Genomic DNA, 9,350 nt, shown 5'->3' with positions numbered 1-9,350 from the left:
TCGTGGGTCTCGAGGCCGGCGCGGTCCCCCCCCCCAACCCCGCTCGGCGCGCGCGTCACCGAGTCGGTGTCACCGAACAGGTTGTGCATGTCGCCGAGGATTTCCTGATAGGCGCCGACCAGGAACACGCCCAGCAGGTAGTCTTCGCCTTCGTTCAGACCGTGCACCGGCAGACTGGTCTCGATGCTCTGCTCGTCGACGTACTGGTTGATCTTCCCGTCGGAGTCGCAAGTCAGATCCTGCAGCACCGCGCGGCGCAGCGGTTCTTCGTCGAGACGGTGCAGGGGGATGATCGGCAGCACCTGATCGATCGCCCAGGTGTCCGGCAGGCTCTGGAATACCGAGAAGTTGCAGATGTACTTGTCGGCCAGTTTGTCGTTGAGCTCGTCGAGCACCTGACGGTGCGAACGCTGACGCGCCTTCAACGAGTTGTGCAGGCGACGGCACACGGCGAAGTAGCACTGCTCGGCCAGGGCTTTCTCGGCCAGGGTCAGTTTGCCGTCGGCGTACTGTGCGGCCACGTCGCTCATGTAGTGGGTGGCGCGCCAGTAGGTTTCGGTGACCATTTCAATGTCGGTCGGCCCCAGCAGGTCAACCAGCCACTGCACGGTTTCCGGCAGGTTTTCCTTGTTTTCGATCAGCGGGATTTCGTCGTTGTGTTTCTCGACGTCAGTCACCTGCACCACCAGCATCGCGTGGTGGGCGGTCAGTGAGCGGCCGCTTTCGGAGAAAATGTGCGGATGCGGCAGGCTCTGCGCGTCGCAGAATTCCTTGAGCATGCCCACAACGACACCGGCGTAATCGTCCATGTCGTAGTTGATCGAACTGGCGTTGCGCGAGTGCGTGCCGTCGTAGTCGACGCCCAGACCGCCACCGACGTCGATGTGATCAACCGGCAGACCAAGGTTGCGCAGCTCGCCGTAGTAGCGGATCGCCTCCTTGAAGCCGTGCTGATAGTCAGCCAGGTTGGCGATTTGCGAACCCATATGGAAGTGCAGCAGGCGAATGCCCTGATCCAGACCGGCAGCGCGGAAGCGCTCGACTACCGACAGCAACTGCGCCGCCGACAGACCGAACTTGGATTTTTCGCCACCGGTGTCCGCCCATTTCGACGATGCCAGTGACGACAGACGTACGCGCAGACCAACCTGCGGCTTGACCTTCAGCGAGGCGGCTTCTTCGATCACCAGACCGACTTCGGATTCTTTCTCGATCACGATGAACACGTTGTGGCCAAGCTTCTGGCCCATCAGCGCCAGACGGATGAACTCGCGGTCCTTGTAACCGTTGCAGACGATGGTGCCGCCCTTCGGTGCCAGTGCCAGTACGGCCAGCAACTCAGGCTTGGAGCCGGCTTCCAGACCGATGGAAACGTCCTGGGTAGCGATGATGTTCTCGATCACCGCTTCTTGCTGGTTGACCTTGATCGGGTACAGAGCGGTGTACTTGCTCTGGTATTCAAGACGCTCGATGTTCGAATCGAATGCACCGGTCAACTGGCGAACACGGTCTTGCAGGATGTCAGGGAAACGAACCAGCAACGGCAACGACAAACCGCTTTTGCGCAGTTGGTCGACTTGCTCGAACAGGTCGATAGGCGAGCTGCTCGGGCCGTTCGGACGAACTTCGACGCGACCGGCGTCATTGATCGCGAAATACCCGGCCCCCCAATGGCGAATCCCGTAAACACTGCGGCTGTCCGCAACTGTCCATTGGCTGCCATCGTCTTTGCGTGTGCGTCGTACGGACATCGAAGTCCCCTATAAAGAAGTCATAGTGCGTCGCCTGACGTTCAGGCCGGCGCAGTCTAAAGAATGAAAATGACGGTTCGTCAGCGCGGTGGTAGACCGCGCTGACTGCGTGGAGTTTAGAAACCGGTCATGAACAGGCTCTGTGAAAACCATGGAGACGACGCCGGAGCCGAAGATATTCAGAGCCGGATCAAGCCGCAGGTGGTTTTCACAGAGGCTGCTAGCCGCCGGACTTCTTCGCTTTGAAACCGTGCTTGATCAGTTCTGCCAAGAGTAGCTCGACATGATCGCCCTGGATTTCGATGATCCCGTCTTTCAACGCGCCGCCGGTGCCGCAACGCTTCTTCAACGTTGTCGCCAACTCTTTGAGCGCGTCTTCGGCCAGTGGCACGCCGGTGATGGTGGTCACCGTCTTGCCGCCACGGCCCTTGCTCTCGCGACGCACGCGGGCAATGCCGTCGCCGGCCGGGATCACGGTTTGTTTGCAGATACAGGCGTCCACCGGTTTACTGCATTCCGGGCAATGACGACCTGCGTCGGTGGAAAATACCAGGCCACCTAAGGCGGCGAAGGATGCGGCTTTTTTGGCCACCGGCAATCCTCTTGGGAGGACAAAGACTGATCGCGACCTTGGGCAAGGTCATCGACCGCGAAGCCCCACTCAGGCAGGGGCAGCGCTACTGCACCGGTTCTTCAATAAAAGCAGGCCGGTGCAGCTTGAAAAGGTCGCGCAGTGTAACGGCAAAAAACCTAAATGCTAAGTGCCAATCGGCGCCAATTTATGTGTTCTTTGCGACGTCGCTTTGCTGAGCCTTGAGATAGCGCTTCAACGCTGCCAGAGAGTCCGGGCAGTAAGGCTTTTGCTCGATTTCCAGCAGCACTTGTTCGACCGGAATGAAGCGCGCTTCCAGCACTTCTTCCGGCTGCAGTTTCAACGGACCGTCCCAGACTGCGGAAAATGCCGAGCACCACAGGCGATTGCCGGTGTCCTCGAAGTAGAAATGGTCGTGAGCGGTGAGCGCTACACCACTCACACCCAGCTCTTCTTCCAGCTCACGGGCTGCCGATTCGGCGTAAGTCTCGTTCGCCTGGACCATGCCGCCCGCCGCCACGTCCCAGTACCCCGGATAAATCGCCTTGCTCAAGGTGCGCCGGTGCACGCACAGCTCACCGGCGGAATTGAACAGCATGATGTAGGTCCCACGGCCAATCAGCCCGCGCGCGCGCAAATCGGCCCGTACCAAGGCGCCGAGCAGGTTGTCCTGCTCGTCGACCCAGGCGATCTGTTCGGCATCGGAGGCGGCGCGGTGGGCCGCCTCTTTGGCGCTATCGACCATGGCTCAGCCCTGATTGAGCAGTTGGCGCAGATCGATCACTGCGGCGTTGGCTCGGGAAATATAGTTGGCCATGACCAGCGAGTGGTTGGCCAGCACACCGAAGCCGCTGCCATTGAGGATCATCGGGCTCCAGACCGGCTCTTGCGAAGCTTCGAGTTCACGGATGATCTGACGCACGCTGACCGTGGCGTTCTTCTTCGCCAGCACATCGGCGAAGTCGACTTCGATGGCACGCAGCAAGTGCGACAGTGCCCAGGCCTGACCGCGTGCTTCGTAGAACACGTTGTCGATCTGCATCCACGGGGTCTCGACGACTTCTTCATCAACCTGCGGCACTTCGCCGACTGCCGGGACTTCGGTTTTCAGCGCGGTGTTGAGTTTGACGCGACCGACGCTGGCCGAAAGACGTTGCGACAGCGAACCAAGACGGGTACCGACGTCGCCCAGCCAGTTGTTGAGGTTGTCGGCGCGCGCATAGAACAGCGCGTTTTTCTGGGTTGGATCAGACAGACGAGCCTGATAGCGGCTGAGGGAATTGATGCCTTCCTGATATTCCGACTCGCTGGACGGCAGGATCCAGCTCTTGTTGTCGAAGTTGAAGCGCGGTTCGGCCTTGGCCAGATCGGCATCTTCCGCCGACTGCGATTGCGAACGGGCGAAATCCTTGCGCAGTGCGCGGGTCAGGTCACGCACCTGCACCAGCACGCCGTATTCCCAGCTCGGCGTGTTGTCCATCCACAGGCCCGGCGGGAAGCGGTCGTTGGAGATGTAGCCGCCCGGCTTGTCGAGCAATGTGCCGGCGACGGTCTTCAAGGTTTCGACCGTGGTGTAACCGACTACCATTTGCTTGCCTTCTTTTTCAGCGGCCGCCTGGGCGTTTTGCGCCACCGGAAACAGCGCCGGCTCCTGGCTCCAGTACCAGCCCAGGCCAATGGTCACCAGCAGATAAATACCGATGAGCGTGGCCAGCGCGCGGCTGAACAGCAGCCCACCGACATAGCTGCGGGTGGCCGACTTGGGCTCGGCGGCACGTTCAGGCGCGCTGCCCGCGCGGTTTTTCCAGTCCAGCATGGCGATATCCTTTCAATCACTTGAGTTCATCGGTTCGACCACAACCATACAACAACGTGCCAAGGCCGGGCACCCGCGCTTAAAGATAAGCAGCAAATCGCGCAGGTCGCTGGTGCATCTGTCAGATCTAAGGGAATCCCTGATGCCACCTCCCCTATGACTCCTTCGCAGCGCATTGATAACCCTCGAAAAGCGCATTCACCACGATGATGTCAGCGGCGCCACAAATTCAGCGGATTGCCGGCCTGCTCGCTGCCATCCCCAATGCGTACGGGGACTTGACCGACGAAGAGGTCAAAAACAAAACCACTCGGTCAGAAACTGAATAGTGACGCATTGCAGATTATTGACGTGCGACACTCGTCTAAGGGAAAAGAGGTGCTAGCATAGAGCCACCAGTCGATCTCAGCATGCACCCTAACTAGTAGTCAGGATATGACCGAGCCAGAAGACCCCAGCCGTGAGCGTCTCAAGCACCACTTTGCCCAGCGGGTAATTCATCAGGCACGTCAGATTCTTGAGATATGGCAGCGCCTGCAACGCAGTGAATGGTCCACCGTCGACCTCGCCGAACTGAGCGAGGCCAACTTGCGCCTGCTGCGTTTTGCCGAGCGTTTCGAACAGCCCGAGCATACCCAGCTCGCGCGCCATATCAGTCAGTCGCTGGAAGCGGTGGACGCCAATCGCGGACGCCTGAGCAGCGGCCTGATCACTGACCTCAATCGCTTGATGCAGCGCCTGTCGCGCACCGGCCTGCGCCATGGCGATCAACTCGACCAGACTTTCTTGCCGCCGTTGCGCAAGCCGATCTACGTGATGTTGCAGGATCACGACCGCGCCGAGCGCCTGGCCAAACAACTGGAGTTTTTCGGTTTGACCGCGCAGGCGCTGGACAGCGTCGCGGCGTTTCGATCCTCGATGGTCGAACGCTTGCCAGCGGCGATCGTCATGGACGTCGACTTCAGCGGCCCCGGCATCGGCCTGAAACTGGCCGCCGAAGCCCAGGTAGGTCTGGACGAACCGCTGCCGCTGCTGTTTTTCAGCCTGCACGAAACCGATACGCCGACACGCCTCGCCGCTGTACGCGCCGGTGGTCAGGAATTCCTCACCGGCACCCTCGAAGCGTCGAGCCTGCTGGAAAAGATCGAAGTCCTCACCTGCGTCGCCCAGTACGAACCCTATAAAGTGCTGATCATCGACGATTCGCGTGCGCAGGCCTTGCACACCGAGCGCCTGCTCAACAGTGCCGGGATCGTCACCCGCACGCTGATCGAACCGATTCAGGCGATGGCGGAGCTGGCGGATTTCCAGCCGGACCTGATCATCCTCGACATGTACATGCCCGCCTGCACCGGCACCGAACTGGCCAAAGTCATCCGCCACAATGACCGCTACGTCAGCGTGCCGATCATTTACCTGTCGGCCGAGGACGATCTGGACAAGCAGCTCGACGCCATGAGCGAGGGCGGCGACGACTTCCTGACCAAACCGATCAAGCCACGGCATCTGATCACGACGGTGCGCAACCGCGCCGCCCGCGCGCGCAATCTCAAGGCGCGCATGGTCCGCGACAGCCTCACGGGGTTGTACAACCACACGCATATCCTGCAATTGCTTGAAGACTGCTCGTTCCGCGCCCGCCGCGAAAACAAGCCGCTGAGCTTTGCCATGCTCGACATCGACCACTTCAAACGGGTCAACGACAGCCACGGCCACCCGATGGGCGACCGCGTGATCAAGAGCCTGGCGCTGTTCCTCAAGCAACGTTTGCGCAAGACCGATTTCATTGGTCGTTACGGCGGCGAAGAGTTCGCCATCGTCATGCCCGACACCGATATCGAGGCGGCGCACAAAGTGCTCGACGAGATCCGCCAGCGCTTCGCCGAAATCCATTACCCGGCACAGCCGCAGGACTTGTGGTGCACTTTCAGCGCTGGCGTGGTGGAAATGCGCGACGACTCTGACAGCCTGATGATGGCCAGCCAGGCCGACGAGGCGCTGTACCGCGCCAAGGGTGCCGGGCGCAATCGGGTGCAGACCGCACGGGACTCACAGCAAAGTGCCACTTTTTCATCGGAATCCACCGATTCGGTCATAACCCTGTAACAGAACCGCAATAAATTCAGGCGCTTACCATTTCTGCCGTTGGTAGCCGTCATGCGCCTGAAGTTGCTCACCAATCTCAACACGCTGCTGCTGGTCGCCGTGTGCCTCGCACTTGGCGCCACGCTGTGGTGGTCGCAAAAAGCCCTGGAACGCCCGTATCTGCTGATGGAGCGTTATCTGGGGCTGTCGCAGCAGTTTCAGAATGAAGTGGCGCGCAACATCGAGGACTACCTTGCCAGCGGCGATGCCCTGCGTCTGAGCAGCGCCAGCCTGGCTATCGACGGCTTGCAGAAAGAACTCGGCGAACTGCCGCCAGCGCTCGCCGATAGCCTGCGCCCGAGCCTGTCGGGGCTTGAAGAATTCAGCAAAACCGACCTGCTCGCCGCCGGCAAACTGGCCGGTGATCCGCAAGCCTTGCTGTTGCAGGCCGAGCGCGAATTGAGTGCCAGCCTCGAGCAGATCAGCACCTATGCCAATGGCAACGCGACGTACCTGACGCCACTGCTCGCCGCTTCGCAGCACTTGGGCAAACTGTCGCTGGCGCGAGACAAACTGGTCAGCAGCGGACGCAGTGAACTGGCCGCCGACGTTGAGCGCGAGGTCAGTAATATCCGCGCGCAGGCGCAAGTGATCGATGCCCTGCCCTTGCTCGGAGTGGTCACCAGCACTGAATCGAGCAGCGATGATTTCGCCGCCATGATGGGAATCGAAAGCACCGAAAAAGCCGTTGCCGAAGATGCCGGCGTGGGCCTCAAACGTGAACTCAACAGCCTGCTTGGCCGCTACCCCGCCGAACTTGCACGCACTCGCGATCAGATCCAGAAACGCGCCGACCTCAGCGCCGCCACCCATCAGAAAATCGCCGCCGTACAGCAGGCCATCGCCGGCCTGGAACCGGTAGTGCGTGCGCAACATGGGCAGATTCAATCAGAAGTGCGACTGATGCAGGGCGTGATGATCGGCCTCATTCTGCTGATCGCGTTGCTGATCGATACCTTGCAGCGCCGGCTCTCGCGCACCCTGACCAATCTGGCGCCGGCACTGTCGACCTGGGCCGAAGGCGATTTCAGTCGCGACATTCATCTGGGCAAGACCAACCGCGAACTGCACGACATCGAAGCCTCGCTGAACCGCTTGCGTGCCTATCTGGTGGATCTGGTCGCAACCATTCGTGGCAATGCCGAGCAAGTGGCGGGCAGCAGCCGGACCCTCGCCGAATTGAGCAACGATCTGCACAGTGGCGCCGAGCATCAGGCTGGCGATACCGCTTTGATTCGCGATTCCCTCGGCGAACTGGAGGCAACCATTCAGCAAGTCGCCGGCGATGCGCGTCAGGCTGCCGATGCCAGCCGTCATGCCGGGTTGGCCGTCGAACACGGCCAAACCGTCATCGGCCAGAGCCTGACCGGCCTGCACGCCCTGGTCGGTGAGGTGCAAGGCAATGCGCAGATGATCGAACATCTGGCCGAGGAGTCGGCGACCATTGGCGGCGTCTTGACGGTGATCCGCTCGATTGCCGACCAGACCAATCTGCTGGCACTCAACGCCGCGATTGAAGCGGCACGGGCCGGGGAAATGGGTCGCGGTTTTGCCGTGGTGGCCGAGGAAGTGCGCTCGCTGGCGCAGCGTACGGCCGGGGCGACGGCGGAGATTCAAACCCTGATTGCCGGCCTGCAAAGCGCCGCCCGGCAATCGGTTGAAGGTATGCGCGCGCAGGTCGAACACGCCGAAGCCACCGCCAATCAGGCGCAAGCGGCTGACGGGGCGCTGGATAAAATCGTCGGTGCGATCCAGACCATTTCCGACACGGCGATCCGCATTGCCGATATCACCGCCCAGCAAAGTGGCGCGGTCAGCGAGATTCGTGATCACAGCGAGCGGATTCATCAGTTGGGTGGGGATAACTTGCTGCGTATCGGCCGTGGGCGCGAACAGGGCGAGAACCTGCTGGTGCTAGGCGGCCAGCTTCATACCGCCGTCCAGGCGTTCCGCGTCTGAAAATCGCTATCGCGAGCAGGCTCACTCCCACATTGAAATACATAACCCTGTGGGAGCGGGCTTGCCCGCGAAGGCGTCGGTCCGTACACCACAAATGACCGGATCAAATCACACGGTCACATATTTTGCGCAAACATCGGCTATCGTGCTGGCTATTGCATAGAACTGGACAGTCACAAAGTCTTTGCGGCATAGTCGCCGGGTTCTGACGACTGCTCATTCATCACAAGGACTACGCAGATGGCAACCCTACTGGTGCTGCACGGCCCCAACCTGAACCTGCTTGGCACCCGCGAACCGGGCACCTATGGGTCGACGACCCTGGCGCAGATCAATCAGGATCTGGAGCGCCGCGCCCGTGAAGCCGGCCATCATCTGCTGTATCTGCAAAGCAATGCCGAGTACGAATTGATCGACCGCATCCACGCCGCACGCGGCGAGGGAGTGGATTTCATCCTGATCAATCCAGCCGCATTTACACATACAAGTGTTGCATTACGTGACGCGTTGCTGGGAGTGAGCATCCCATTCATCGAAGTGCATTTGTCCAACGTGCACAAACGCGAACCTTTCCGCCATCACTCTTACTTCTCCGATGTAGCGGTGGGAGTGATCTGCGGCCTTGGCGCCAGCGGTTACCGACTGGCCCTGGAGGCTGCACTAGAACAGCTTGAAACACAGGCAACGGCTTGAACTACAAGCGTTAAACGCCCCTGACCGACCCTTGGGAGTTGATGATTCATGGATATCCGTAAAGTTAAGAAACTGATCGAATTGCTGGAAGAGTCCGGCATCGACGAGCTCGAGATCAAGGAAGGCGAAGAGTCCGTACGCATCAGCCGTCACAGCAAGACGCCGGCTCAGCAGTACTACGCGCCGGCTCCGATGCAAGCACCGGCCGCTGCACCTGCCGCCGCTGCTGCTCCGGTCGCTGCTGCAGCCCCGGCTGCCGCTGCTGCTCCAGCGCTGAACGGCACTGTTGCCCGTTCGCCGATGGTCGGCACTTTCTACCGTAAATCTTCGCCAACCTCGCCGTCCTTCGTTGAAGTCGGCCAGACCGTGAAGAAAGGCGACACTCTGTGCATCG

At 60.4% G+C, this 9,350-nt stretch carries 8 protein-coding genes; 4 read left to right on the top strand and 4 right to left on the bottom strand.

The window, feature by feature from the left end; translation table 11 throughout:
• The 4 genes from speA to ACIONG_RS15355 all read right to left on the bottom strand — a co-directional run.
• A partial coding sequence (gene speA, locus ACIONG_RS15370; protein WP_401300675.1) for an arginine decarboxylase occupies positions 1–1,751 on the bottom strand: 1,751 nt, incomplete at its 3' end.
• Positions 1,752–1,971: 220 nt separating this feature from the next.
• On the bottom strand, positions 1,972–2,343 hold the full coding sequence (locus ACIONG_RS15365; protein ID WP_007914613.1) for a translation initiation factor Sui1: 372 nt from the start codon (positions 2,341–2,343) through the stop codon (positions 1,972–1,974).
• 187 nt (positions 2,344–2,530) lie between these two features.
• Entirely contained in the window at positions 2,531–3,088 is a 558-nt protein-coding gene (locus ACIONG_RS15360; RefSeq protein ID WP_401300673.1) for an NUDIX hydrolase, read from the bottom strand.
• Between the two features lie 3 nt (positions 3,089–3,091).
• On the bottom strand, positions 3,092–4,159 hold the full coding sequence (locus tag ACIONG_RS15355) for a DUF2333 family protein (RefSeq protein WP_103306138.1): 1,068 nt from the start codon (positions 4,157–4,159) through the stop codon (positions 3,092–3,094).
• A 435-nt stretch (positions 4,160–4,594) separates the two neighbouring features.
• Between ACIONG_RS15355 and gcbA the strand changes: the two genes are divergently transcribed.
• The 4 genes from gcbA to accB all read left to right on the top strand — a co-directional run.
• Positions 4,595–6,265, top strand: a complete 1,671-nt coding sequence (gene gcbA, locus ACIONG_RS15350) for a diguanylate cyclase GcbA (protein WP_401300670.1) — start codon at positions 4,595–4,597, stop codon at positions 6,263–6,265.
• Between the two features lie 51 nt (positions 6,266–6,316).
• Positions 6,317–8,263, top strand: a complete 1,947-nt coding sequence (locus tag ACIONG_RS15345) for a methyl-accepting chemotaxis protein (RefSeq protein ID WP_401300667.1) — start codon at positions 6,317–6,319, stop codon at positions 8,261–8,263.
• 240 nt (positions 8,264–8,503) lie between these two features.
• Positions 8,504–8,956: a type II 3-dehydroquinate dehydratase gene (aroQ, locus tag ACIONG_RS15340; protein WP_093430249.1), complete on the top strand. Its 453-nt coding sequence runs from the start codon at positions 8,504–8,506 to the stop codon at positions 8,954–8,956.
• 48 nt (positions 8,957–9,004) lie between these two features.
• Positions 9,005–9,350 (top strand): acetyl-CoA carboxylase biotin carboxyl carrier protein (gene accB, locus ACIONG_RS15335; protein WP_401300664.1); only part of this gene is annotated, 346 nt, incomplete at its 3' end.

The organism is Pseudomonas sp. NPDC087817 (assembly GCF_044742875.1).
Classification (GTDB): domain Bacteria; phylum Pseudomonadota; class Gammaproteobacteria; order Pseudomonadales; family Pseudomonadaceae; genus Aquipseudomonas.
The sequence above is the reverse complement of the archived record's forward strand: the minus strand, read 5'-3'. Positions and strand labels throughout refer to the sequence as shown.